This is a genomic window from Pseudomonas aestuarii (assembly GCF_027988105.1).
Taxonomy (GTDB): Bacteria; Pseudomonadota; Gammaproteobacteria; order Pseudomonadales; family Pseudomonadaceae; genus Aquipseudomonas; species Aquipseudomonas aestuarii.
Map to the genome: position 1 here is coordinate 142,852 of NZ_JAQJZJ010000003.1, position 26,469 is coordinate 169,320.

The following is a 26,469-nucleotide window of genomic DNA, read 5'->3' on the forward strand; positions in this document are numbered from 1 at the left end:
CACCGCGAGGTCGCGCCTCCTACAGGTTGGGGGGCGCCTTGATGCCGTTACATGCGGAACACACCAAAGGTGGTCGGCTCGATCGGCGCATTGAGGCTGGCGGACAACGCCAGGCCGAGCACCTCGCGGGTCTGCGCCGGGTCGATGACGCCGTCGTCCCACAGCCGCGCGCTGGAATAGTAGGGGTGGCCCTGGCGCTCGTACTGTTCGAGGATCGGCTGCTTCAGTTTGGCTTCCTCCTCGGCGGAGAAGTCGTGGCCGGCGCGCGCTGCCTGCTCGTGCTTGACCTGGACCAGGACGCCGGCGGCCTGTTCGGCGCCCATCACGCCGATCCGCGCGTTCGGCCACATCCACAGGAAACGCGGGTCGTAGGCGCGGCCGCACATGCCGTAGTTGCCGGCGCCGAAGCTGCCGCCGATGATCACGGTGAACTTCGGCACCTTGGCGCAGGCCACGGCGTTGACCAGCTTGGCGCCGTGCTTGGCGATGCCGCCGGCCTCGTACTTCTGGCCGACCATGAAGCCGGTGATGTTCTGCAGGAACAGCAGGGGAATGCCGCGCTGGCAGGCCAGTTCGATGAAGTGCGCGCCTTTCTGCGCCGATTCGGCGAACAAGATCCCGTTGTTGGCGAGGATCGCCACCGGATAACCCTGGATATGGGCGAAGCCGCAGACCAGGGTGGCGCCGAACAGTGCCTTGAACTCGTCGAACAGCGAGCCGTCGACGGTGCGCGCGATCACCTCGCGTACATCGAAGGGCTGCTTGGCGTCGGCCGGGATCACCCCATAGAGCTCTTCGGCGTCGTACAGCGGGGCGATCGGCTCGCGATTATTCAGCACGCCGAGCTTGCGCCAGTTCAAATTGGCGATGCTGCGCCGGGCCAGGGCCAGGGCGTGTTCGTCGTTGTCGGCGTAGTGGTCGGCGACCCCCGAAGTCTTGCAGTGCACGTCGGCACCGCCCAGGTCCTCGGCGCTGACCACCTCGCCGGTGGCGGCCTTCACCAGCGGCGGGCCGGCGAGGAAGATGGTCGCCTGGTTGCGCACCATGATCGCCTCGTCGGCCATGGCCGGCACATAGGCGCCGCCGGCGGTGCAGGAGCCCATGACCACGGCGATCTGCGGGATGCCCATGGCGCTCATGTTGGCCTGGTTGAAGAAGATCCGCCCGAAGTGCTCGCGGTCGGGGAACACCTCGTCCTGGCGCGGCAGGTTGGCGCCGCCGGAGTCCACCAGGTAGATGCACGGCAGGCGGTTCTGCTGGGCGATGGCCTGGGCGCGCAGGTGCTTCTTCACGGTCAGCGGGTAGTAGCTGCCGCCTTTTACCGTGGCGTCGTTGGCCACGATCATGCACTCGACGCCTTCGACCCGGCCGATACCGGCGATCACCCCGGCGGCGGGTACGTCTTCCCCATAGACGCCATGGGCGGCCAACTGGCCGATCTCCAGGAAGGGCGAGCCGAGGTCGAGCAGGCGGTTGATCCGTTCGCGCGGCAGCAGCTTGCCGCGCGAGGTGTGGCGGTGCTGGGCCTTCTCGCCGCCGCCTTCATGGACGCGGGCTAGGAGGGCGCGCAGGTCGTTCACCTGGGTGAGCATCGCCGCGCTGTTGGTGGCGAACTCCGGGGAACGGTTGTTGATCTGGGTATGCAGGATGGCCATCTGGGGCGCTCCGTCGAATTGGGCATGTTTCGTAGGAGCCAGCTTGCTGGCGATCCGGGGTAAAAGCATCGCCAGCAAGCTGGCTCCTACAAAGGGCTCGACTACTTGGTTTCGTTGAACAGCTCGCGGCCGATCAGCATGCGGCGGATTTCGCTGGTGCCGGCGCCGATTTCGTAGAGCTTAGCGTCACGCCACAGACGGCCAGTGGGGTAATCGTTGATGTAGCCGTTGCCGCCGAGGATCTGGATCGCCTCGCCGGCGAGCCAGGTGGCTTTTTCCGCGGTATAGAGGATCACCCCGGCGCAGTCCTTGCGGACCTGGCGTGCATGTCCAGAGCCGATCGAATCGAGGTGCTTGCCTACGGAGTAGAGATAGGCGCGGCATGCCTGGAGGGTGGTGTACATGTCGGCGACCTTGCCCTGGATCAGCTGGAACTCGCCGATGCTCTGACCGAACTGCTTGCGGTCATGGATATAGGGCACGATCACATCCATCGCCGCCTGCATCAGACCCAATGGCCCGCCGCTGAGTACGGCACGTTCGTAGTCGAGGCCGCTCATCAGTACCTTGACGCCTTCGCCAACCTGGCCCAGTACGTTCTCCTCGGGAACCTCGACATCCTGGAACACCAACTCGCCGGTGTGCGAACCACGCATGCCGAGCTTGTCGAGCTTCTGCGCGCAGCTGAAACCTGGCGTGCCTTTTTCCAGAATGAAAGCCGTCATGCCCTTGGCGCCGGCGCTCAGGTCGGTCTTGGCGTAGACCACCAGCACGTCACAATCGGGGCCGTTGGTGATCCACATCTTGGTGCCGTTGAGTACATAACGGTCGCCTTTCTTGTCGGCGCGTAGCTTCATCGATACGACGTCGGAGCCGGAATTCGGCTCACTCATCGCCAAGGCACCGATGTGTTCGCCGGTGACCAGCTTGGGCAGGAACTTGGCCTTCTGTGCATCGCTACCGTTACGGTTGATCTGGTTGACGCACAGATTGGAGTGGGCGCCGTAGGACAGACCGATGCCGCCTGCAGCGCGGGAGATCTCTTCCATGGCAATCATATGGGCCAGGTAGCCCATGCCCGAGCCACCATATTGTTCCGGGACGGTCATGCCGAGCAGGCCCATGTCACCGAACTTGCGCCACAGGTCCATGGGGAATTGATCGGTGCGGTCCGCGGCCTCCGCGCGTGGGGCGATTTCTTTGGCTGCAAAGCTGGCAACGGAATCGCGCAGCATGTCGATGTCTTCACCAAGGAAGAAATTCAGTCCGGGCAAATGGCTCATGGTCCAGCTCTCCTGTAGTCGTTGTCGATTGCTTGATTCATGCCGCAGGTTGCCGCAGTGCGGCCTGGCAGCGTTGTTCTGCAGTGTTCAATTCCAGCTGCATGTGCTGGATGTCCAGAATCTGTTGTTCGAGTTGCTCCCGGCGTCCGGCGATCTTCTCCAGAAAGCGACTCAGTTGCTTGTGGTTGCCGCCGGCGGGGTCGTACATACCGATCAGCTCCTTGCATTCAGCCAGCGAGAAGCCGATACGCTTGCCCCGCAGGATCAGCCTCAGCGTGACCCCGTCGCGTAGCGAGTAGATACGCTCCTGGCCACGTCGTTGGGGCACAAGCAGGCCCTGTTCTTCGTAGAAGCGGATGGTGCGGGTGGTCACTTCCATCTCGCGAGCGAGTTCGGAAATGCTGTATGTCCCAGACATGCTCACTCGTGTATGACCTTTACGTTAACGGTTACGCGCATCCCGCGTTTTTAACCACTGATGCATCACCAGGCGGTTAAGTACTCAGGTGGTGTGGTGCAACCGCGCTGATCAGCGCGGGACCTTCGAGAAGGCCCCGCGCTTGATCAGAGCTGGGCGGCGTGGATGCGTACGGGTTTCTCGGCTAGGCCGGCATCGTGGAACTGATCGCCATTGCGCCATTGTTCGAGGAGCTGGGTCTTCTGCTGCTCGGCGTGTGCCAGGTAGCGCTCCTTGACCGGGCCATACCCGCGTACGGCATCTGGCAGGCTGGCCAGCTTCACTGCTGTCTCGAGCTTTTGCGGGCTGAGGTCCATTAGCAGTTGGTCGAGGGTCTGTTCGTAGCTGTCTAACCACTCGCGCTCGACTTTACGTTCGTGGGTATAGCCGAACGGGTCCAGCCAGGTGTTACGCAGGAATTTCATTTTGGCCAGCAGCTTGAACCCCTTGAGCATCCACGGGCCGAAGCTGCGCTTGGCCGGCTCGACGCCTGGGCCGGCTTTGTTCAGTAGCGGTGGAGCCAGGTGGAAGCTCAGACTGTAGTCGCCCTCGAAAGTCGCTTCGATTTTCTTGAGGAACTCGCCATTGGTGAACAGGCGCGCCACTTCGTACTCGTCTTTGATTGCCAGGACTTTGAAGTAGTAGCGCGCCACCGCCTCGGTGAGCGGGCCCGGCTGGCCGGACAGGGCACATTCCGCTGCGCTGAATTGCTCGACACGCTCCTGATAACGCTTGGCCAGGGTCGCATCCTGGTACTCGGTGAGGAATTCGGCACGCCGGGCAATGCTTTCCTCCAGGCTCTGCGACAGTTGGCGGTCGCGGCTCTGGACTTTGTTGGCTTCAAGTTTGCGCTGCACGCGTGGTAGATCGACGGCGGCGCGGCGCCCCCAGGCGAAGGCCGAACGGTTGAACTCGACCGCAGTGCCATTAAGTTCTATGGCTTGCAGCAGGGCGTCTTCGCCCACCGGCAGCCAGCCGTGCTGATAGGCAAAGCCGAGCATGAAGGTGTTGGTGGCGATGGAATCACCCATCAGCGCGGTAGCGATCTGGCTGGCGTCGATAAAGCTGACCTGATCATCGCCGGCCGCTTCGCGGATTTGCGCGGCCATGTCCTGGGTACGGAACTGCGGGTCGGGGTTGGCTTGTAGGTCGCCGCTTTCCGCCTGCTTGGCGAAGGTACGCACGAATGCGCTGGTGATGCTTTGTTCGCTGTTGACCAGTACGTGGGTGACGCCCTGACGCAACTTGGTCAGGGTTTCACTATTGGCGCTGACCACCAGGTCGCAGCCGAGCAACAGGCTGGTTTCGCCTTCGGCGATGCGCGGTGCGAACAGCTGCTCCTGACGTGCGGCGATACGGATGTGCGACCACACCGCGCCGCCTTTCTGCGCCATGCCGGCCATGTCCAGGTTGAGTGCACCCTTGCCTTCTATAAAGGCGGCCATGCCGAGCAGGGCGCCGATGGTCACCACGCCGGTACCGCCGACACCGGTAACCAGGATGCTATAGGGCTCATCCAGGTTAAGCGGCGCGGGTTGCGGCAGGTCCCAGCGCTCTTCGCTGTTTTCAGCCAGGGCCTTGGGTTTGCGCAGCTTGCCGCCCTCGACGGTGACGAAGCTCGGGCAGAAACCGGAAAGGCAGGTGAAATCCTTGTTGCAGGAGGACTGGTCGATCTCGCGCTTGCGCCCGAATTCGGTTTCTACAGCGACCACTGACATGCAGTTGGATTTGCTGCTGCAATCGCCGCATCCCTCACACACGGCTTCGTTGATCACCACGCGGCGTGCCGGGTCTGGGAACTTGCCACGCTTGCGCCGGCGACGCTTCTCGGCGGCGCATGTTTGGTCGTAGATCAGTGCCGAGACACCAGGGAACTCGCGCAGCTCTTTCTGACATTCTTCCATCCGCTCGCGGGCAAATACCGGCACGCCTTCGGCAAGGTCCTTGGCGTTGCGGTATTTGTCTGGATCCTCGCTGACCACGAGGATGCGCTGTACGCCTTCGGCAGCAAGTTGGCGGCTGATTTGCGCCACGCTCAAGGTGCCGTCTACCGGTTGGCCACCGGTCATGGCGACTGCATCGTTATAGAGAATCTTGTAGGTGATCCGCGACTTGGCTGCTACCGCCGCCCGGATCGCCAGCAGGCCGGAATGGAAGTAGGTGCCGTCACCGAGGTTGGCGAATACATGCTGGGTTTCGGTGAACGGAGCCTGGCCGATCCAAGCTGCGCCTTCGCCGCCCATTTGGCTGAAGGTCTGGGTCTGCGGATAGATCCAAGCAGCCATGTAATGGCAGCCAATGCCGGCTAGCGCGCGGCTGCCTTCGGGGACCTTGGTCGAGGTGTTATGCGGGCAGCCGGAGCAGTAGTGCGGCACCCGATCCATCAGGTTATTGAAGTGCCCCTTGCACGCCAACTGGGCGTCGAGGACTGCCAGGCTCACCTGCAGTTGAGCGTTCTGTTGCTGCCGCAAAATGCGTCCGGCCAACGCGCGAGCGATCTGGGCCGGGGTCAGTTCGCCGATTGCCGGCAGCAGCCAGCCGGTGTGCGGCAGGCTCCATTCGCCTTTGTCATCGAACTTGCCGACGATGTGCGGGCGTACGTCTTCGCGCCAATTGTAGAGTTCTTCTTTTAGCTGGTACTCGATCAGGTGACGTTTTTCCTCGATCACCACGATCTCTTCCAGCCCTTCGGCAAACTGGCGCACCCCATCAGCTTCCAGTGGCCAGATCATGCCGACCTTGTACAAACGCAGACCGAGTTGCTGCGCCATGGCCTCATCAATGCCGAGAATCTTCAGCGCCTGGCAGACGTCAAGGTAGGACTTGCCGGAGGTGATGATGCCGATGCGCGCCTTTGGCGAGTCGAGCACGATGCGGTCGAGGCGGTTGGCCTTGGCATACGCCAGTGCGGCATACAGTTTGTGCTCGAGCAGACGTTGTTCCTGTGCCAGGGGAGGATCAGGCCAGCGGATATTGAGACCGCCCTCGGGTAGCTCGAAGTCGGGGATGATCGGCTGCACGCGATGTGGGTCGAGGTCGACGATGGCCGCACTTTCCACGGTGTCGGCGACCGCCTTGAGTGCAACCCAGCAGCCGGAGTACCGCGACATGGCCCAGCCGTGCAGACCGTAATCGAGGTATTCCTGCACCCCGGACGGCGCCAGCACCGGCATCATGACGGCCTTGAAGATGTGCTCGGTCTGATGCGGCAGGGACGAGGAACGGGCGCCATGGTCGTCACCGGCAATCGCCAGAACGCCACCGAACTTGGAGGTGCCGGCAGCATTGGCGTGCCGGAATACATCGCCACAGCGGTCTACTCCGGGGCCCTTGCCATACCACATGCCGAATACACCGTCGTACTTGGCACCTTCAAAAATGTTGACCTGCTGGGTGCCCCAAAGCGAGGTAGCGGCTAAGTCTTCATTGACGCCAGGATGGAACACGGTGTGGTTCTGCTTGAGGTGATCGCGCGCCTTCCACAGGGCCTGGTCGAAGCCGCCCAATGGAGAGCCGCGGTAACCGGAGATAAAACCTGCCGTATTCAGGCCCGCGTCGAGGTCGCGTTGACGCTGCATCAACGGCAAGCGCACAAGCGCCTGGATCCCGGTCAGCAATACTTTTCCGCTTTGCTGAACGTACTTGTCGTCCAGGGACGGTGACTTGCTCATGACTAACCTCCAATCTTGTTCTTATCGATACGGCCGCCTCATGCAGAAAGGGACCGCCAAGAAATATGAACAGATTGTCTGTTAGTGTTTAGTTTACTGAAAGACATAAAAATAACTTTCAGGTATTAGATAAACAAATACCTGGCGATCGCTCCAGCCGCAATCACCGCCGATGCCGTGATGAGGACGCAATGTCCTTGAATTCAGCTGTGCGCTGAGCAATGCGGTCATGCCGATAGCGCAGATTCGGTGGCGCGAACGTTCTGCGGGCCTGTTATCAATCTGCACCACGCAGCCCTGGTAAGGCGCGCAGTAAGAGCCTGTGTATTTCAGCAATAGTCCTTTGTATTTCAGCAATAGCCCAAATCGTTGTGTCTGCGTACGTCCTCTCGTCTACTCAGTCGGCGGCCCTCCTAGCGGGGATCGCTGCAGCCAACTGCGAATAACAATAACAAGCGAGACGGAGATTTTGATGTCTATTGGCAACCTGAAGCTGACCCGCCTGGCTATTGGCGTAGCCGTCGCCATGGTCTGTAGTGGCCTGACCCAGGCAAGAGAGTTCGCTACCGCAAACCCTGACCTGACCCTGCGCTGGGACAATACGCTGCGCTACAACCTGGGGGTTCGGGCCGAAGAGCGTGAACAAGCGCTGGCAAACAATGCGACCTATGACGAGTCCGACTCCAAGTTCGACCGTGGCGACGTGGTAACCAACCGCATCGATGTGATGAGCGAGTTCGAGTTGGCTTACCAGCAGTACCATGGGATTCGCGTCAGCGGCGCCGGCTGGTACGACCAGGCCTATGCCGATACGGATGTCGAGACGTCTGACGGCAATGTCTATTACCCAGGTGCCTTTCCCGGCACCAGCACCCCGAGCTATCGGAGCGGCGAATACTCGGGATTCACCAAGCGCTACCACCGTGGTTTGAGTGGCGAGCTGCTGGATGCTTTCGCCTTTACCCGCTTTAACCTCGGCGATGTGCCAGTCAGTCTGCGTGCTGGTCGACATACCGTGTACTGGGGTAACGGCCTGCTGATTCCCGGTCATGCGGTGTCCTATTCCCAAGCCCCGCTCGACGGCCGCAAGGCGGTGAGTAACCCTGGAACCGAAACCCGCGAGATCTTCCTGCCGCTGACCCAAGTGTCGGCCCAGGCTCAGATCAACGACCGGCTGTCGCTGGCTGCTCAGTATTTCCTCGAATGGGACACCACCCGTGCGCCAGAAGGCGGTACCTATCTGGCGTCCGCCGACGTGGCGCTTGAGGGACCCGATCAATTGCCACTTTTCCAGGGGTTTGCCCGCCCGCTGGTCGACCCGCTGACGCCGGGGAACCGGGGTAACTGGGGCGTGATGGGCACTTACAGCCTGGACTTCCTGCACTCGGATATCGGCCTGTACTACCGCGAATATGATGACTACACCCCCTGGGGCCTGCAGGTCGGGGCCAATTTCGCGCGCTACGTGTATGCCGAAAACGTCAAGCTTTATGGCTTGAGTTGGGCCGCCGGTCCGGTGCTCGGGGGCGCGTCGCTGGGCGTCGATTTGTCCTATCGCAAGAATGCCTCGTTGATATCGAAAAACTTTAGCGCCGTGGATAACCAGGGTGCGCGCGGCGACACCGTGCACATGGTGGTCAACACACTGTGGCTGCTCCCGCGCACCGATTACTTCGATACCGGCAGCTTTATCGCCGAACTGGCCTACAGCCATGTGCAGAAAGTCACCGAGCATAAGGAGTTGTTCAAGGGCGAGGGCTATGGCGGTTGCCCCGCCGGTCAGGACAAGGAGTGGGGCTGTGCGACTCGCAACTATGTCGGCGTGGCGTTCAACGTAGCGCCGCAATGGCTGGGCGTGTTCCCGGGGTGGAACATTTCCGCACCGATGAGCTTCGACTATGGCTTGTCTGGTAACGCGGCCAATGGTGGCGGCAGCGAGGGCAAGTACAGTTACAAGGTGGGCATCAAGGGCACTTTTGACGAGCGCTATGACGTCACCCTGGCCTATATCGGTTACGGCAGCCAGCGCAAGTACGACGACATCGCTGGCGTTGGCAAGACGGTGGTAGGCGGCACCGGAGACATTGGCCTGTCCGACCGCAACTGGCTTTCGCTGACCTTCGGTACGGCGTTCTGATTCTAGCGCGCAGGTTCGCTGGCGAACCTGCGCCTGACGACATCCTTCTTCGTCCTGCGACTGCTTGGTAGCACTACGCGTGCCTGCCTGCTCTTGCGTGCTGCGCTTGTTTCCAGCGACTACAAAAACAATGACTGGAGGTTCTCATGACTTTAAATACCTATGTGACGGGGCTAGTAGCCGTGCTGTTGGTCGGTTCGGCCGCGGCCGACGACGGTGCCAAGCCCAGTGATCTCGGCGGCAAGCTGACCCGCTTCGGGGCGATTGTTGCTGGCAACGCCGATGGCAACATTCCCGCCTACGATGGCGGCCTCAAGGTGGCGGCAGGACTGCAACCCGGTGACGGCTTCTGGCCCAACCCCTTTGCCGATGAAAAGCCGCGTCTGCGCATCGATGCCAATAATGCCGAGCAGTATGCCAAGCAGCTATCCGCCGGGCAGCTGAAGCTGCTCAAGGACAACCCGCAAAGTTACTTCATGGAGGTCTATCCAACTCACCGCACTGCCGCGTTCCCCGAAGCATTTCTCGCCGCCACTGAACGCAACGCCAGCAACCCGGAATGCAAGTCGTTTAACCAAGGGTTGTCGCTCGCCGAGGCCTGCCGCGGTGGCCTGCCGTTCCCTCTGCCCAAGGATGGTCAGCAGGTGATGTGGAATTACATCCTCAACTACCAGGGGGTCAATGGCTGGGACTGGAATCACAGTGCCTATGTGGTCAACCAGGGTCACGTAACGCTGACCAACACCAACCGCGCCACCGGTGAGAAACCCTACTACCAGGTTGACGTGGCGGACCGCGACCCGAGCATCGCCCAGCGTATCTGGTCGCGCATTATTGCCCCGGCACGGACTGCGGGGCAGGCGTCGGGTTACTGGGACTACCTCGATCCTGTGGCAAACGCCCGTTCAGCCTGGAGCTATTCGACCGGCCAACGTCGCGTGCGCAAGGCCCCGGAGTTTGCCTACGACACGCCTAACTCGGCATTCGGCGGGGTGTCGTTCTATGACGAGATTTTCCTGTTCTCCGGGAAGATGGACCGCTTCGACTGGAAGCTGCTGGGCAAGCAGGAAATGCTCATTCCCTACAGCAACTATGACCTGAAGTGGAAGTGCGACATGGACAGCAAATTGATGGAAAAACACATCAATCCGGCCTGTGAACGTTGGGAGTTGCATCGCGTCTGGGTGGTCGAGGCCACACGCAAGGAAGGCGTGCGTCACGCGCAGAAGACCCGCCGTTACTACATCGATGAGGACACCTACGGCGCGGCGCTGTATGACGCCTGGGACGACAGCGGCGAGATGTTCCGCGCAGGAGCGCAGTACAACATCCAGGCGTATGGCATTCCCAATAACCCACAAAACGACGCCTATTCGCTGTACGACTTCACGCGTCATCAGTACGGCATGTTCGGCAACGGCCCGACCCGCTATCGCCAGGCGCCGGTGGCCGAGCGCGAAGCCAACCCGCAAACCATCGCCAGTGGTCAGACCCGCTGATGCCAGTCACGAGGTCGGGCGCAGTCGCTGCGCCCAAGTCATACCGCAAGGAGAGAACCCATGCATCGTGTTGAAGGAAAGGTTGCGCTGATCACCGGTGCGGCCAGCGGCATTGGCCGTGCCGCCGCGCAAATGTTCGCCGTCCAGGGCGCGCATGTCGTGGTCACCGATCTCTATGGTGACGCCGCGCAGCGGGTGGCTCAGGGCATTGTCGAGAGCGGTGGCAGCGCCATCGGCTTGAAAGTCGATGTCGGCGTCGAGGCCGATCTGCAGCAGATGGTCGATACGGCAGTAGAGACCTTCGGTCGTTTGGATGTGCTGTTTAACAATGCGGTCAACAAGAACCCGGACACCGCGCGCGACGTGGATTTCCTTAACTTCAATCAGGACCTGTTCCACGCCAACATGCGGGTCAACGTGCTCGGCGGCGTGCTGGCATGCAAGTATGCATTGCCGCATATGCTGGGGCAGGGCGAAGGTTCGATCATCTTCACCTCCTCGACCAGCTCGATTGCCGGTGAAGTCGCGCAGTTTAGCTACGGCGCGTCGAAGGCAGCTCTGAACTGGTATGTGCAGAGCATCGCCGCGACCTTCGGCAAGCGCGGTGTGCGTTGCAACGCCATCCTGCCCGGGGTGATTCGCACGGCTGCGCTGGAGGGCTGGGCCAACGAGCAAATGACCCAGGCCTTTCTCGATATCCAAAACGTGCCACGTCTCGGCGAGCCGGAAGATATCGCCAGCATGGCGCTGTTCCTCGCGTCCGACGAATCACGCTATGTCAACGGCGCGTTGCTGCGCGTGGATGGCGGCATGAGTTGCGGCACGCCGATGGTGCCAGTAGTACGCGCCTATCTATAAACCATGGCGCGTGCCTGGTGGCCGCGCCGAAAGCCGCTGGAGCTTGCCATGGGCATGCAACAAGAAAACTTTATTCGCGAATTTTGCGCCGCCTGGGGCGATGGCAGTGCCTCGACCCGGCCGCAGATCGACAAGATACTCGCCATGATGAGCGAAGACGCCGTATGGCAACTGTGGGTGCCGGGCGGTCCGGTAATTCGCGGTCAGGCCGCGCTGCGCCAGGAGATCGAACGGCAGATGAGCTACGTAACCCACAACAAATGCAAGATCCGCAACATCGTTTCCAGCGACACCCTGGTGATGACCGAGCGGGACGACTACGCGGTAACCCGAGGCCTGCCGATGCCACATTCGATGGTGGCGGTCTACGAACTGGATGAGCTGGGGCTGATCAAGGCCTGGCGCGAGTACCTGGACACCGCCGACCTGGCTAAGAAGAAGGGCGTGCCGATCGAGCAGGTTGGTGGGCCGAGTCGGAGCACGGCCGTCGGCTGAAGGCGTACCCGTTTGCGGTGCGGTAGATTTTTTGGGGGAGATGTCCATGCAAACGCAACAAGATCAAGGCAGTGCAGATGCGCTGAATGAGCAGAAACTACGCAACTTCGTCGAGCAGTTGCTGGGTGGCGAAATTATCAGTATGGAGCGCCTGCTGCGCTGGCGGCCGGCGTGGAACCTTGAACTGCGGCGTGACGGCGAAGTACTGGCGTTGCATATCCGCGGCGACCGCGGCGGCGATGTCAGTCCCTTCCCGGAGCTGCGCCGCGAGGCCGACATCCTTACCCTGCTGGCTGAGCAGGGTATTCCGGTGCCGCATATCTACGGTTTTTGTGAGGAGCCACAAGCGATCATCATGCAGCAGGTGCGCGGTACCCGTGATCTCGCCACGGCGTCCAGCGACGCCCAGCGCAGTGATCTGGCGCGGCAGTATGTGCAGGCCATGGCGGCGATGCACCAACTGCCCCTGGAACCGTTCACCGCCCAGGGCATCGGCATGCCGCTGGGGGCCGAGCAGATCAGCCTGGCTGGACTCGAGGCCTATTACCCGCTATACGCCCGCAACAAGACCAAGCCGCAGCCGCTGGCCGAGTTCGCCCTCGGTTGGTTGCGCCGCAACGTACCGCAGCACCGTACCAAACCGGCGTTCGTGCAGTACGACTCCGGCCAGTACCTGTTCGCCGATGGCAAAGTCAATGCGCTCTACGATTTCGAGTTCGCCATGATCGGCGACCCTCTGGCAGATCTGGCTTCGGCGCGCATGCGCGACAATTACGAGCCGCTGGGCGCGCGTTTCAGCGACCTCTATCGCTATTACCAGGAAGTTACTGGCGAAGCCGCTGATCCGGACGTGGTGCGCTTCCACACGGTGCTGTTCTCCACCGTCAGCACCATGCAGTTCTCTGCCACGATAGCCACCCCGCAGCCGGGCGATCCGCACGACACCTACATCGAATTCGACATTGCCTTGCGCCGCGTAGTGGTACATGCGCTCGCCGAGGCGATGGGCATTGCCATCGAGACTCCGGACCTGGATATCAAAACCGACGGCCCTAACGCGCAACTGCTGCTGATGCTCAAGGATGCGCTCGAGCAACTGGAGGTGAGCAGCGAGTTCCAGAAAAGCAAACGTCAGTCGGTGGCCAAGTTAGTCGAGTACCTGACCTGTGCCGACGCCATGGCCCTGCAATTGCTGGAGATCGATCAGGCCGAAGTGGAAGCCTTGCTGGATCGCCGCTTCGACGACTACAGCCAGCTGGACGCGGCCCTGGAAGCGTTCGTTAAAAACGCCGGACCAGAATACGACGAACGCCTGCTACGCCTGTTCATGGCGCAGATCGAGCGCCGCGTACAGGTCTACGGCGCTACGGCGATCGGCGCTTCGGCCAGCCATATCGATCTGCCACCCATCGAGTCGCATTGACCCTGGCTTTCAGTCATTCGAGGAATTCAGATGTCGTCACCTACCGAGCAGGCCAGCATCGTGCTGGCGTTCAAACAGAAGTATGGGCCCTGGGCGCTGATCGCTGGGGCTTCTCATGGCGTCGGCGCGGCCTTCGCCCAGCAACTGGCGGCACGCGGCTTGAACTGCGTACTGGTGGCGCGCCGCGAAGAAGCGCTGCGCGACCTGCAGGCGCAACTGATCGAAGAGTATGGCGTCGAGGTGCTGCTGATCACCCAGGACCTTGCGCATGCCGACGCGACAAGCAAGCTGCTCGCCGCCGTGGCCGACCGGGAAATCGGCCTGTTCGTCTACAACGCCGGCGGCGACCCCTATATCACCAAATTTCTCGACACCTCAGCCGACGACTGGAGCGCCTTGCTGCGGCTCAATGTATTGACGGTGATGGAATGCAGCCACGCATTCGGCGGGCGCATGCTCGCGCGCGGGCAGGGGGGGTTGCTTCTGGTCGGTTCGCAGGCGGCACTGGGGGGGATTCGCAAGCTGGCCATGTATAGCGCGACCAAGGGTTTTGCGCTGAACCTCGGCGAGTCGTTGTGGGCCGAGTGGAAAGACCGTGGTGTCGATGTGTTGAATCTGCTGATAGGCACTGTGGACACGCCGACCATGCGCGCGGCCATGGTCAAGCTGAAGATTGCCGATGCCCTGACCATGGTCTTGCCCAAGGCCGGGGAGATCGTTGAGGCCGCTCTGCGCGAGCTGGCCAATGGCCCGACCCTGATCCATCCGGAAGACCTCACCTGTAGCGATCTGGCGCTGAAACCGGGCAACGCCCGCCATCAGCATGTGCTGAACAAAAGTGCCGAGGCGGCCATGTTTATCGGCACCGATTGAGCAAGGTTGCCGGCCGCCTCGGTGGCCGGTAACGGCAGTTGACCCCGTCCATCCGGCGAGTAGTGTTTATGAAAAATTTCAACAACCTAGAATTCAAACGCGGCTGGCATGTGCTGATCCTGGCGATTGTCGGCGTGGCCACCAGTTCCAGCTCGTTGCTGCTGTATAGCTTCAGCTCTATGGTGATTCCCCTGGAACAGGCCATGGGCTGGGCGCGCAGTGATTTGCAGGCGGCGATTACGGCGTTGTCTCTGGGTACCATTGTCGCGGCGCAACTGGCCGGTTGGCTCAACCTGCGGTATGGCTTGCGCGCCGTGACTCTGGTGTCGCTGGTGACCCTGTCGCTCAGTGTGCTGATGCTGAGCCAGATCAGTGGCTCGATCTGGATGCTCTACCTGGGTTTCTTCCTGGTGCCGCTTGCCGGGTTGGGCACCTTGCAGATCACGTGGTCGCACCTGATCAACCTGTGGTTCGAGGAGAACCGTGGTTTTGCCTTGGCGATCATTCTCAGTGGTTCAGGGTTGGCGGCGATCATGCTGCCGCTAATCACCACTTGGGCGATCAGCCGCTGGAACTGGCAGGCCGGTTTTATCGCACTTGCGTTGCTGCCGGTGTTGTTGGCGCTGCCACTGGCGCTGCGCTGGCTGATCCCGGAGATCCGCAGCACTCGCACGCATACTCAGCCTGCTAGTGAGCAAGATCGCGAGCGTCCTGGCCTGCTATTCAAGGATGCCCTGTGCTCCTGGCGCTTCTGGGTATGTAACCTGTCGATGACCCTGGTGGTGTCCTGCGTGGTCGGCATGGTTACCAATATCGTGCCAATGCTGCAGGATCGCGGGCTGACGGCGCTACAGGCCGGTCAGGTATTCAGCAGCTTCGGTATTTCGCTGATTCTCGGGCGTTTGCTGGTGGGGTATTTGATCGACCGGTTGTGGGCGCCGGGCGTCGCCGCGCTGGCCCTGCTGATGCCGGCCTTTGCCTGCCTGATCTTCATTTATGACGAGTCCAGTCTGTTGTCCTTCACCATCGCCACCTTGCTGGTGGGCATCGGGGCGGGGGCCGAGTTCGATATCGCTGCCTTCCTGATCGCACGCTATTTCGGCATGCGCGACTATGGCCGTTTGTTCGGTGCGCACCTGGGGCTGATCACTGCCGGTGCCGCCACCGCACCACTGTTGTTCGGCGCCTTGCTGAGCATGACCGGCAGCTACAGCGCGATGCTCAGCTTCTGCTTCGCGTGCTTTGTGGTCGGGCCACTGCTGTTGTTGGGGTTGGGCGGCTACCCGGTATTCCAGCCAGTGCGGGTTACGGCCAATGCATAAATAGATATGGACAAATTATGTAAAAGTGTTCAAGTTAATCGGGTCAATGAGTGCCAACAACAAGAATCTGTGATGGAGGCAATATGCGTGCTGCTGTGATTTCCGAACGTAATGCTCTGCCGGTGGTAGGCGAGTTCCGCGAGCCCGAGCCGCAGGAAGGCTCGGTGCTGATCGACGTGGATACCGCCGGCCTGGGTGGCTGGGACGTGCTGGGCGCCTATCGCCTGGGCGTGGAATACCCGTGCGTGATTCGTGGCGAAGGCGTCGGCCGTGCCCCCGATGGCCGCCGCGTGTATTTCGGCGAACGTTCACTGTTACCGTTCGGTGCCTGGGCCGAGCGCACCGTGGTGCCGGCTGCGGAAGTCTGGGACGTGCCGGACGACATCGACGACAAGACCGCCATCAGCATGGGCATTGCCGCTACCGGCGCGATCGTGCCGCTGGAGCAGGCGAAGATCCAGAAAGGCGAGAAGGTGCTGATCCTCGGGGCCACCGGCACCCTAGGCCAGATCGCCCTGCAACTGGCCCGTGGTATGGGCGCAGGCAAGGTTGTCGGAGCGGCGCGCTCGGCAGAGTCGCTGCAACGCCTGAAGTCGCTCGGCATCGCCGACGAGGTGGTGACCCTGGGTGGTGCCGATGATGTGGCGGCGCTCAAGGATGCCTCCGGCGGCGGCTTCGACGTGGTACTCGATTTGGTCTGCGGCCAGCCGATGCTGACCTCGCTGAAAGCCACCAACTGGGGCGCGCGGATCATGACCATTGGTACCGGTGCCGGGCGTCAGCTCAATCTGGACATTGCCGACCTGCTGTTCCGCACGCTGTCTTGTATCGGTACCGGCCAGCGTCCGCCAGCCGATCGTGAGCAGATCTGGAAACGCCTACTGAAAATCGCCAAGGAGCAACAGATCCACGTCGACTATGTCGACTACACCCTGGGTCAGGCTGCCGAAGCCTGGGCGGCCCAGCAGGCCGGCCCGCACGCCAAGATCACGGCCAGCATCCGCCGCTGAGTCGAGAGTATGGCCGGTCTCCGTCCTGGAGGCCGGGCCGCCTGCCACTTAGCCGTGTGGACAATGGGTTCGCCCGCCTCAATCCAATTGGGTGGCAGCATCGGTGTTTTGGCCATAGCCGGCGCTGATCCCGGCCTTCCGCGTACCGTGGCCGGCAACAGGCTGCCTATCCTGGTTCGCAGCCCTTGGGGTGAGCGGCCGACGCAATTCGGCACGGATTACAGTGCAACCTACAGACGGAGTGTACGACATGGTGAACAGCGAGCAGGTAGTTCGTGAATTTATTGGCCATTTCCACAACAGTTGGCCGGACGATCTTCGTCAGCCACTGGCTTTACTGGCCGAGGATGCCTACTACCAGATGGTCACGCCGACCATTGCTGCGGTTCACGGCCGCGAGGACATCCTCAAGGTGTTGGAGGCGGTGAAAGCGAAGGTGGTGAATCAGAAGCATGAGCTGATCAAAGTCGCCACCCTCGGCAACGTGGTGTTCATGGAGCGGGTCGATCAGTCCTATTGCGATGGTAAATGGGTGGACGTACCAATGGTGGCGGTTTTCGAGCTGAATGACGCTGGCAAGATCATCGCCTGGCGTGAATACCTCGACAGATAACAATCTCGTAGAGCACAGTATCGCGTTCGAAGATATCGAGAAAATCCTAGTCCAAAGAGCTGCCTGGAGGGGGATGCTGGCGTCGCCGATGTGCAACGCCTAGGGAGGACTGCGTACGTCAGCGGAGCGGTATATCGGCGGGGTTTACGCCAGCCGATGAGCTGGCGGGCCTGCCGCTGACCTTCATTGGCGTAGGGGCGCTGGACTTGTTCACAGCGTAAAATATCGCTTATGCCCAACAGCTAATCGACTGGGTAGTTGCGATCGATCTGCACATCTACCCAGGTGCGATTTACCGCTCTGATTGGCTCAAGGTGGCGAGGGTGGCACAGCAGTTTTTTCAGCGAGCACCTGGCCATGCTTCGGCGCTTGCTGGCCTAGACGAGCAGATGGCGGCAGGCCAATCGGGGCTACCTTTGGCTCAGCTCAACGGGATGCCGGCAGTCGGCCAGGTGCCATTGTTCATCAGTTTGTCGAAGGCTTCGGTGATCTCCTGCGCCGAGCAGGGGTAGTCGTGCCTGACCCACCACAACCACAGGCCGATCAACGCGCCGACAAAGCAGCGCACCACCACTTCACCGGATAGCTCATAGGCACTGCAAATGCCCTGTTTGCGGTAGTGTTCGCGTACTTGGATCAGCAGGATATTTTCCAGGTGGGCGAGGATGATGCCCTGCGACGGGCTGCTAAAAAACGAGGTGGTCAGAGCAGCATGTCGTTCGGTGGCGGCGAACAGCCAAGTTGAGACATCCAGCACCACACAGCGGTCGCCGCTGATGTCGTCGACACGGGTGCGCGGTATGCCGATGCTGTCGTAGCCGGCGATCAGAAGGTCTTCCTTGTCGCGAAAGTGCGCGTAGAAGGTCGAGCGCGCCACCCCAGTACGATCCAGCAGCTCTTGCACGGTGATTTCGCTGTAGTCCTTTTCCAGCGCCAGCCGGTACATGCAGTCGAGCAACAATTCACGAGTGCGTTGCGAGCGCAGAGCGTGACGTTTGCCGGCGAGTTCGTCAGCCAGCGGCGGGAACTGGAGTGGGATGGGCTGATTCATTGTGGCTACCTGCAAGGCTTTTTTATTGGAGTCATGGCGCCGTGCGCGCAAAGGCTACGGCGGTGATTCCGGCAGACTGGCACAAGCCTTCCCCGGTAGGCAAGGCGCACTTTGCCTGAGTCCGCTGGGCGGTTGAATTCTGACTTTGAAACCGAACAGATCTTAAATTCTGTCCGTTGTGCATTGTTTGGCCTGGTCTTACATTTTTCTTCGTTCGCAAGAGACGACCGGAGAAAACAATAATGACCGTCGATCACGCCGCCGCCATCCCGCCACATATTTCCGCGCACCTGGTGCAGGACTTCGACCTGTGGGCCGAACTCACGGCTCAGGGCGAAAATGCCTATGCCTGGGCCGCCAACTTGCACCGTAGCACCCCACCGATTTTCTGGGTGCCGCGCCTGAGCTTCCTGTCGGGTACCTGGGTGCCACGCCGCGCGGAAGATCTACGGCGCATCCTGCAAGACCCGGAAACCTTCAGCAGCGTCGGCCTCACGCCTTACGCCATGTTACTGGGTGAAAGCTGGCGTCTGGCCCCGCTGGAGGTTGATCCGCCGGATCACGCCAAGTACCGCGCGCTGCTCAATCCGCTGTTCACGCCGAAAAAGGTCGATGCCCTTGAACAGGACATCCGCGCGCTGGCAACCCAGTTGATCGAAGCGGTGGCAGAGCAGGGCCGTTGCGACTTCAACGAAGATTTCGCCAAAGCCTTCCCGACCCTGATCTTCCTCAAACTGATGGGCTGGCCGCTGGAAGAGCGTCCGCTGTTCCAGCACTGGACGCAGACCCTGATCAAAAGCGTCGACATGCAGGTGGTCACCGACAATGCACGGGCGATTACCGGCTGGATTCGCAACCACATCGCCGAACGCCGGCTGGACCCAGGCGATGATTTCACCAGTTACCTGCTGGCCAGTCAGATCGACGGCCGCGCGCTGACCGATGACGAAATGCTCGGCATCAATTTCCTGATATTTATCGGTGGACTGGACACCGTCACCTCCAGCATCGGCTTGTTCTTCCGCCATCTGGCGCGCCACCCCGAACAGCAGGCGCAACTGCGCGCCAACCCGGAGCTGATCCCCAATGCGGTCGAGGAACTGCTGCGCTCCTACTCCATCGTCAACATGCGCCGCACGGTGACTCGCGATGTGCAGATCGGCGAAGCGCTGATGAAGAAGGGGGACATGGTGTTGATCAGCACCGAGCTGGCCAACCTAGACCCGGAAGTGTTCGACAACGCCGACCAAGTCGACTTCCTGCGTAGCAGCGGCGCTGCGCCGCACATGGCGTTCTCCTACGGGGTGCACCGCTGCGTCGGGTCGCACCTGGCACGTCGCGAATTGCGCATCGCCCTGGAACTGTGGCTCAAGCTGATCCCGCCGTTTCGCATCGCCGACGGAACGCAGCCGCGCTTCAGCGCGGTCGGCGTGTTCGGGATGGAAGACCTGCACCTGCAGTGGGACCCGGTGGTCGGCACTGCGTCGGCCACGCCGGCCGAGCGGGTGAGTGCATGAAGGTGCGGATCAACCAGCAGGCCTGCGCCGGCCATGCCCGCTGCAACCATGTGGCGCCCGGCCTCTACAGCCTCGACGACAACGGTTACATCGCCAGCACCGGCTTCTCGGTCGAGGCCGGGCAGCAAGCCCTGGCGCTGCGCGGTGCGCGGGCTTGCCCGGAACGCATCATCGAGGTGCTCGATGAACCTGCATCCGCTTCGACCGGCGCGGCCTGAGCCCGCCTGACCACGACCTTTCACGTAATCCAGTAGTAAAGAAGAACACTTATGAGTAAAACCTACGACTACATCGTCATCGGTGCGGGATCCTCGGGCTGTGTGCTGGCCAATCGGCTGTCGGCTGACCCCGGCGTATCGGTGCTGCTGATCGAGAGCGGCCCCGACCACAGCAGTCCATTGATCAGGATGCCGCGCGGTATCGGCAAACTGCTCAATCCCGGCAATCCCCACGTCTGGTCATACCAGGCCCAGCGGGGCGAGGGCATGGCCGACGAATTGTGGCTCAAGGGTAAGACCATTGGCGGCTCCAGTTCGGTCAACGGCATGGTCTATGTGCGCGGCACCCCAGCCGATTACGACGGCTGGGAAGCCCAGGGCTGCAGCGGTTGGGGCTGGAAGGACATGGGCCGGCAGTTCGTCGCCCTGGAGGACCATCAGCTCGGCGCGGCACAGTGGCGTGGCGTCGGTGGCCCACTCAAGGTCAGCGTGCACCCGGCCGGCGACCCGCTGTGCGAGGCGATCATCGGCGCGGCCGGCAAGCTCGGGGTTACCCGAGTCAGCGACACCAATCATGTCGACGCCGTCTCTCAGGGTGGATTCGGTTATCAGCCGCAAACCACCTGGAAGGGGCAGCGCTTCAGCGCCGCACGGGCGTTTCTCGACCCGGTGCGCCAGCGCCCCAACCTCACCATCATGACGGGCACCGATGTGCAGCGCATCGAGTTCAAGGAGCGCCGCGCGGTGGCTGTACGGGTTCGCAGCGCCGCCGGCCCGCAGCGCTTTGCCATCGGCCGTGAAGTGCTGCTGTGCGCCGGGGCCATCGAGTCGCCAAAGCTGTTGCAACTGTCTGGCATCGGTCCGGCCGAGCTGCTGCGCGAGCACGGGATCGACGTGGTGTGCGATTCGCCGAATGTCGGCGGCAACCTGCGCGAGCATGTGTACATGGCCATGCAGTATCGGGTGACCAGCGGCAGCCTGAACCATTGCTTCTTTGGTTGGGGCTTGTTGCGTTCGGTTTTGCAGTACTTCCTGCGCAAGAAGGGACCGATGACCCACGCGGCGCACGAGGCCGGCGGTTTCGTGAAAACCCGTGCGGGGCTGGAACTGCCCGACGCGCAGATCGGCGTCAGCCTTTATTCCATGGAAGGCGACGGCAACAAGGTGATGATCGACAAGCAACCGGGTCTGACCATCGGCGGTTATTTCCTTCACCCCGAAAGCCGCGGCCACGTGCGCATCCAGTCGGCCGACCCGTCGGTACCGCCGCAGATTTGCGGTAATTACCTGGCCGCCGAGATCGATCGCACGTCGGCCATCGCCATGTTCCGCTGGTTTCGTCGGCTGGCTGCTGAGCCGCTGCTCAAACCGTTCATCGTCCATGAGCTGACGCCTGGCCCGCAGGTGCAAAGCGACGAGGAGATCCTCGCCGCGGTCCGGCGTCTGGGGCAGACCGCCTTCCACGTCGCCGGCACCTGCCGAATGGGGGCGGACCGCGACGCGGTGCTCGATCCTCAGTTGAAGGTGCGTGGCGTCGAGGGCGTCCGGGTGGTCGACACCTCGGTCATGCCTTGCCTGGTTTCCGGCAACACCAATGCACCGGCGATGGCGATTGCCATGCGCGCGGCAGAAATCATCACCGGTAAAATTGAAGGAGTGGCAGCCGCATGAGTATTCCCTTTACCCACCTGGACAAGTTGTACATCGACGGCTGCTGGGTGGCCGCCGACGGAGCTCGCGAAGCGGTACTCAACCCGGCCACCGAAGCGGTGATCGGCCATGCACCGGTTGGCGACATTGCCGCCGCCGCGAGCGCCATCGCCGCCGCCCGCGAGGCGTTCGATAATGGCCCCTGGCCGCACATGAGCATGGCCGAGCGCGCTGCCTACATGCGCCGCATGCATGCCGCGCTGGTGGCCCGGCGCGAGCAAATCGCCGCGCTGATCATTGCCGAGGTCGGCTGTTCACAAGGCGTGACCTACGCCATGCAGGTGGACATGCCGCTGGCCCATGTGCTGACCGCCATCGAGCAGTCGTTGCATCAGGAACTGCGGCACATTCCACTGGAAGCCACGCCCAACCCGATGAATCCGAGCGGGCCGCTGATTCTCGGCAGCGGCAGCATCGAGCGCGAAGCCATCGGCGTGGTTGCCGGCATCACCGGCTACAACTTCCCGTTCCTGCTCAATCTGGCCAAGGTGTTCCCGGCCTTGCTGGCAGGCAACACCCTGGTACTCAAGCCGTCGCCGTTCACGCCGTATTCCGCCCTGCTGTTAGGCGAGATCGCCGCCGAGATCGGCTTGCCCAAGGGCGTGCTCAACATCGTTACCGGCGGCATCGAGGTCGGCAGCCTGCTGAGCAGCGACCCGCAGGTAGACATGGTCTCCTTCACCGGTTCGGAAGCCGTAGGCGTAAGCATCATGGCCCAGGCCGCGCCCACCCTGAAGCGCGTGCACCTGGAACTGGGCGGCAAGTCGGCGCTGATCGTCCGCGCCGATGCCGACATCCAGGCCACCGCCATGGGCGCACTGGCGGGGCTGACGGTGAACGCCGGGCAGGGTTGCGCCTTGCTCACCCGCTTCGTGGTGCACAACTCGATTCGCCAGCAGTTCGTGCAGGTTGCCAAGGCCATGGCCAGTCAGATCAAGATCGGCAACCCGGCTGACCCCAGCGTGATGATGGGGCCACTGATCCGCGAGTCGCAGCGGGCCAAGGTCGAGCATTTCATCGCCAGCGGTCGCGATGCCGGGGCCACCCTGGTGTGCGGCGGCGGCCGCCCTGTGGGGCTCAAGCAAGGCTTCTTCAGCGAGATCACGCTGTTCGACGAGGTGCGCAACGACATGCACATCGCCCAGGAAGAAATCTTCGGTCCGGTGGGCGTGACCATCGGTTTCGACACGGACGAGGAGGCCATCGCCATCGCCAACGACTCGCGTTATGGCCTCAACGGCGGCATCGCCAGTGCCGACGCCGCGACCGCCTACCAGATGGCCCGGCGCATCCGTGCCGGCAGCGTCTACATCAACGGTGGTGGCGGCAAGATGCCCTATGCGCCGATTGGCGGCTTCAAACGTTCGGGCATCGGCCGCGAGTTCGGCCCGGACTGGCTCAAGGAGTTCACCCAGGAGAAATCGATCATCTATCCCGTTGGCCGCTAGTTCGCGCTGATCCAGGGGTCACTGCGCGTTTTACCTCGGGTATGCGCCGCCGGCAGCGCTGGCGCTTACCAATAGGCGACTGAAAATAAAAAGGTGGTTTGTATGAAAAAAATGAGCAAACAGGGACGAGCGCTGGTTGTCCACGGCACCATGACCCTTCTGGCACTTAGCATCGCCGGGCAGGCACTGGGTGCCGCCATCGAGTTGGGCAATCCGGTTTTCCGCATGCGCTGGGACAATACGGTGCGCTACAACCTGGGCATGCGCATGGAGGACCAGGACAGCCGCATCTTGAACAACCCGAACTACGACGAGTCAGACGGTAAGTTCGACCGCCATGACATCGTGACCAATCGTATCGACCTGCTGAGCGAGATCGATCTGTCCTACCGAAAGACCTGGGGGGCACGGGTCAGCGCCGCTGGCTGGTATGACTATGCCTACCAAGACAACAGCGTCGACAGTCATGCTGCCGGCCTACCGACCAGCTACAACAACGACCGCTACAGCTCGGAAGTGCAGCGCTATGTTGAAGGCCCGTCAGGGGAAATCCTCGATGCCTTCGTTTGGCATAACTTCCGTATCGGCGGGAAGCTGGTAAACGTCAAGCTCGGTCGGCACACGAATTTCTGGGGGGAGGGCCTGCTGTTCGGTGCCCACGCCATATCCTATTCGCAAGCACCGATCGATGGGGTTAAGGCAGTCACCAGTCCGGGTATCGAAACCAAGGAAGTATTCCTGCCCATCGGCCAGGTTTCCGCCAAGGCCCAGGTCACTCCGAACCTGACCCTGGCCGGGCAGTATTTCTATGAATGGGACTACACACGGATTCCCTATGGCGGTACATATTTTGGCGCAGCCGATCCGTTCTTCGAGGGCCCCGATCGCTTGCCGCTGGCTCCCGGGTTTGCCTTTCAGCGCGGTAAATCGCGCTACGGCCGCGACACCGCCAACTTCGGGGTGATGGCCAAGTACAACGTCGAGGCGATCGAAACGAGCATCGGCCTGTACTACCGCCAGTTCGACGATTACCAGCCCTGGTTTGCCCCTCAGGTCGACCCTGTGGCGGGCGAGTACCGCCTGGTGTATCCGCGTGACGTGAAACTGGCCGGCCTGAGCTTCTCGCGCATGTTCGATACGGTGTCGGTGGCCGGCGAGCTGTCCTACCGCAAGGATGGCGCGCTGAATGCCGTGGGCATCGATGCCCTCGACAACGAAGGTCCGCGTGGCGACTCGCTGCACTTCGTCACCAACGCCATTTACGGGGTGCCACGCAACTTCATCTCCAAGAACGGCACGCTGATCGCCGAATTCGCCTACAGCCGCCTGCAACACGTCACCAAGCATGAGGAGCTGTACCTGGCCGAAGGTAGTGCCAATTGCGTCGATCCGCGTGTTGGTACGCCGGGCTCCGGTGACAAGTCGGACGGTTGCTCGACCCGCGACTACGCGGCCGTCGCGGTCAACTACACCCCGCAGTACCTGTCGGTGTTCCCATCCTGGGACATGGATGTACCGCTGACCGTCAACTACGGCCTGCACGGCAACGCGGCCACTGCCGGCGGCGGTAATGAAGGAGCCTTGGCCTGGTCTGCCGGCGTACGCCTGACCTATGCCCAGCGTTTCGAGTTCGGCCTGCGTTACGCCGACAGCGGCGCGCAATCGAAAACCTTGCCGGGCAACGTCGTCGGTGGCAACGGAGCGGTCGGCGGCACAGACCGGGGCTGGCTGGCCTTCACCTTCAAGACCTCCATCTAACAAATCGAAGAAGCGGAGCATATGACTATGAACGGACACTTTGTCCTGGCAGCGGCCCTGATGGGCGTTGTGACCTGCAGCCTGGCTGCGACCTCTGCCGAGCAAGCCGCTGAGCTGGGGAAAAGTCTGACCGCGTTCGGCGCGATCCAGGCAGGCAACGCCGAGGGTACTATTCCGCCTTACGAGGGCGGCTTGCGCACTATTCCGGCCGGCTTCAAGCCCGACAGTGGCTTTTGGGTTGATCCTTTCAAGGATGAAAAGCCGCTGATGCGCATCAACTCGACGAACATGGCCGAGTATGCCGAGCAGCTCAGCGGCGGGCAGAAGATGCTGCTGGAGAAGTACCCCGAGTACTACCTGGATATCTACCCGTCGCACCGCACGGCGGCCTATCCGCAGGAGGTGCTGGATGCCACGGTACGCAACGCCACCACTTGCCATACTCTGAAAGACAACCTCGCGGTCGACCCGGCCTGTCGTGGCGGTATTCCTTTCCCGATTCCGCAAAATGGCAACGAGTTGATCTGGAACCAACAGTTGCGCTACAAGAACGGCCCCGGCTTTACCAGCACCGCTTCTTCCGCTAGCTGGGTGGTCGACTCGCGCGGCCAGGTGACCAAAACGGCCGAATCCGCGACCTTCGAGGAAACCCCGTTCTATCAGGTCAAGCAGACCGATCGCGATCCGATGCTCTACTACCGTGCCTGGGCGCTGGACAGCTACCCGGCACGTAGCGCCGGACAGTTGATCATCATCGCCGACTACCTGGACCCGACCAGCAAACCACGGCGTGCCTGGAGCTACACCCCAGGGATGCGGCGGATCAAACTGGCCCCCGAGTTCGCCTATGACACGCCGGTACCCAACCAGGGCGGGGTCAACTTGTTCGACGAGTTGCAGATGTTCTCCGGCAGCCAGGATCGCTTCGACTACAAGTTGGTCGGCCGCAAGGAAATGTACATCCCGTACAACGCCTACAAGTTCTACTTCGACTGCAAGCAGGACGAGCAATTTCTCGCCCACCATGCCAATCCTGCGTGCGAGCGCTGGGAACTGCATCGTGTCTGGGTCGTCGAGGCCACCCTCAAACCAGGTATGCGTCACGCCTACAGCAAGCGCACCTACTACCTCGATGAGGACACCTTCGGGGCCGGTCTGTATGACGCCTGGGACCAGGGAGGCCTGCTCTATCGCGCCTTGTTCCAGAGCGGTGTGCAGCTCTACGACAAGGACATCCCCTATACCGTGAAAAACGTCAGCTATGACTTCAACAAGGGCATCTGGTCAATCCTCAACGATGGTCTCAAGGGCGGGTACCGGATCAGCGAAACCCCGTTGTCGGAAACCGACATGAGCCCGGAAACCATCGTCTCCAAGGAGACCCAGCGTTAATCATGGCTGAAAAACTATTGCGTTAAATCGTTGCAACTCTTCATCACCTTTATGGCCCCTTGTGGGCCATTTTTTTGCG

At 61.6% G+C, this 26,469-nt stretch carries 21 protein-coding genes; 15 read left to right on the forward strand and 6 right to left on the reverse strand.

Translation table 11 applies throughout. The features are described 5' to 3' along the window. Positions 1-47 precede the first annotated feature (47 nt). The 5 genes from PH586_RS07650 to PH586_RS07670 form a co-directional block, all read right to left on the reverse strand. Entirely contained in the window at positions 48-1,655 is a 1,608-nt protein-coding gene (locus PH586_RS07650; protein WP_271347163.1) for a carboxyl transferase domain-containing protein, read from the reverse strand. Positions 1,656-1,756: 101 nt separating this feature from the next. Then, positions 1,757-2,938 carry an isovaleryl-CoA dehydrogenase gene (locus PH586_RS07655; RefSeq protein WP_271347164.1) on the reverse strand — a complete coding sequence of 394 codons (1,182 nt, stop codon included), beginning with the start codon at positions 2,936-2,938 and terminating at the stop codon, positions 1,757-1,759. 37 nt (positions 2,939-2,975) lie between these two features. After that, positions 2,976-3,356: a MerR family transcriptional regulator gene (locus PH586_RS07660; RefSeq protein ID WP_271347165.1), complete on the reverse strand. Its 381-nt coding sequence runs from the start codon at positions 3,354-3,356 to the stop codon at positions 2,976-2,978. Between the two features lie 146 nt (positions 3,357-3,502). Beyond that, positions 3,503-7,066, reverse strand: a complete 3,564-nt coding sequence (locus PH586_RS07665) for an indolepyruvate ferredoxin oxidoreductase family protein (RefSeq protein WP_271347166.1) — start codon at positions 7,064-7,066, stop codon at positions 3,503-3,505. A gap of 93 nt (positions 7,067-7,159) precedes the next feature. Next, positions 7,160-7,423 (reverse strand): hypothetical protein, encoded by a 264-nt coding sequence (locus PH586_RS07670; protein WP_271347167.1) that lies wholly within the window; start codon positions 7,421-7,423, stop codon positions 7,160-7,162. 115 nt (positions 7,424-7,538) lie between these two features. On the opposite strand from PH586_RS07670, the gene PH586_RS07675 reads away from it, so the two are divergent. The 9 genes from PH586_RS07675 to PH586_RS07715 all read left to right on the forward strand — a co-directional run bounded on the left by PH586_RS07675 (position 7,539) and on the right by PH586_RS07715 (position 17,296). After that, the gene (locus PH586_RS07675) at positions 7,539-9,203 is read left to right on the forward strand and encodes a DUF1302 domain-containing protein (protein ID WP_271347168.1); all 1,665 of its coding nucleotides are present in this window, start codon (positions 7,539-7,541) and stop codon (positions 9,201-9,203) included. Between the two features lie 146 nt (positions 9,204-9,349). Next, positions 9,350-10,702, forward strand: a complete 1,353-nt coding sequence (locus PH586_RS07680) for a DUF1329 domain-containing protein (RefSeq protein WP_271347169.1) — start codon at positions 9,350-9,352, stop codon at positions 10,700-10,702. A gap of 60 nt (positions 10,703-10,762) precedes the next feature. Further along, on the forward strand, positions 10,763-11,560 hold the full coding sequence (locus PH586_RS07685) for an SDR family NAD(P)-dependent oxidoreductase (protein WP_271347170.1): 798 nt from the start codon (positions 10,763-10,765) through the stop codon (positions 11,558-11,560). Between the two features lie 48 nt (positions 11,561-11,608). After that, positions 11,609-12,055, forward strand: a complete 447-nt coding sequence (locus PH586_RS07690) for a limonene-1,2-epoxide hydrolase family protein (RefSeq protein ID WP_271347171.1) — start codon at positions 11,609-11,611, stop codon at positions 12,053-12,055. 46 nt (positions 12,056-12,101) lie between these two features. Further along, positions 12,102-13,478, forward strand: coding sequence for a phosphotransferase family protein (locus tag PH586_RS07695; protein ID WP_271347172.1), 1,377 nt, complete (start codon positions 12,102-12,104; stop codon positions 13,476-13,478). 30 nt (positions 13,479-13,508) lie between these two features. Further along, on the forward strand, positions 13,509-14,351 hold the full coding sequence (locus tag PH586_RS07700) for an SDR family NAD(P)-dependent oxidoreductase (protein WP_271347173.1): 843 nt from the start codon (positions 13,509-13,511) through the stop codon (positions 14,349-14,351). 68 nt (positions 14,352-14,419) lie between these two features. Beyond that, positions 14,420-15,673, forward strand: a complete 1,254-nt coding sequence (locus PH586_RS07705) for an MFS transporter (RefSeq protein WP_271347174.1) — start codon at positions 14,420-14,422, stop codon at positions 15,671-15,673. 83 nt (positions 15,674-15,756) lie between these two features. Next, positions 15,757-16,683 carry a quinone oxidoreductase family protein gene (locus PH586_RS07710; protein WP_271347175.1) on the forward strand — a complete coding sequence of 309 codons (927 nt, stop codon included), beginning with the start codon at positions 15,757-15,759 and terminating at the stop codon, positions 16,681-16,683. 250 nt (positions 16,684-16,933) lie between these two features. Further along, the gene (locus PH586_RS07715) at positions 16,934-17,296 is read left to right on the forward strand and encodes a limonene-1,2-epoxide hydrolase family protein (RefSeq protein WP_271347176.1); all 363 of its coding nucleotides are present in this window, start codon (positions 16,934-16,936) and stop codon (positions 17,294-17,296) included. Positions 17,297-17,717: 421 nt separating this feature from the next. Here the strand turns inward: PH586_RS07715 and PH586_RS07720 are convergent, their stop codons facing one another. After that, positions 17,718-18,347, reverse strand: coding sequence for a TetR/AcrR family transcriptional regulator (locus tag PH586_RS07720; protein ID WP_271347177.1), 630 nt, complete (start codon positions 18,345-18,347; stop codon positions 17,718-17,720). Positions 18,348-18,589: 242 nt separating this feature from the next. Between PH586_RS07720 and PH586_RS07725 the strand changes: the two genes are divergently transcribed. The 6 genes from PH586_RS07725 (at position 18,590) to PH586_RS07750 (ending at position 26,390) form a co-directional block, all read left to right on the forward strand. After that, positions 18,590-19,864: a cytochrome P450 gene (locus PH586_RS07725; RefSeq protein WP_271347178.1), complete on the forward strand. Its 1,275-nt coding sequence runs from the start codon at positions 18,590-18,592 to the stop codon at positions 19,862-19,864. Then, positions 19,861-20,082 carry a ferredoxin gene (locus tag PH586_RS07730; RefSeq protein ID WP_271347179.1) on the forward strand — a complete coding sequence of 74 codons (222 nt, stop codon included), beginning with the start codon at positions 19,861-19,863 and terminating at the stop codon, positions 20,080-20,082. Before PH586_RS07725 ends, PH586_RS07730 begins: the two co-directional genes overlap by 4 nt. A 51-nt stretch (positions 20,083-20,133) precedes the next feature. Then, positions 20,134-21,753 carry a GMC family oxidoreductase gene (locus tag PH586_RS07735; protein ID WP_271347180.1) on the forward strand — a complete coding sequence of 540 codons (1,620 nt, stop codon included), beginning with the start codon at positions 20,134-20,136 and terminating at the stop codon, positions 21,751-21,753. Then, positions 21,750-23,240 carry an aldehyde dehydrogenase family protein gene (locus PH586_RS07740; RefSeq protein ID WP_271347181.1) on the forward strand — a complete coding sequence of 497 codons (1,491 nt, stop codon included), beginning with the start codon at positions 21,750-21,752 and terminating at the stop codon, positions 23,238-23,240. Before PH586_RS07735 ends, PH586_RS07740 begins: the two co-directional genes overlap by 4 nt. A 102-nt stretch (positions 23,241-23,342) precedes the next feature. After that, complete coding sequence (locus tag PH586_RS07745) at positions 23,343-24,998, forward strand: DUF1302 domain-containing protein (protein ID WP_271347182.1); 1,656 nt, start codon at positions 23,343-23,345, stop codon at positions 24,996-24,998. Between the two features lie 27 nt (positions 24,999-25,025). After that, a complete protein-coding gene (locus tag PH586_RS07750; RefSeq protein ID WP_271347528.1) occupies positions 25,026-26,390 on the forward strand; it encodes a DUF1329 domain-containing protein in 1,365 nt (454 codons plus the stop codon). Positions 26,391-26,469 lie beyond the last annotated feature (79 nt).